Below are 222 nucleotides of genomic sequence, written 5' to 3' on the forward strand. Positions count from 1 at the left end.
TTGATTTGGGTGTAGTACCTAACTCACCGTCGAGGTGCGTACCGCCCAAGATCGAACAGGTCGTGGAGCTGGTGCTGGACCGGCTCCATCCGGGTGAGCATCCGCCGGGCTCGGGGTCGGCCGCGTTCGCCCTGGTGGAGCAGCACGGTCTCGCCGATCCCGCCGAGTTCACCGAGCAGGGCCGGTACCGACAGGCGCAGGCCGGCGCGTTCGGCCTCGCGG

The 222-nt window shown here is 68.9% G+C and carries 1 protein-coding gene; it reads right to left on the reverse strand.

Annotated elements, in window-relative coordinates:
* Positions 1–23: 23 nt before the first annotated feature.
* The coding region (locus G6R25_RS24850) for a hypothetical protein (protein WP_205447493.1) at positions 24–222 on the reverse strand (199 nt) is incomplete at its 5' end.

This window comes from Candidatus Frankia alpina (assembly GCF_902806485.1).
GTDB lineage: Bacteria > Actinomycetota > Actinomycetes > Frankiales > Frankiaceae > Frankia > Frankia alpina.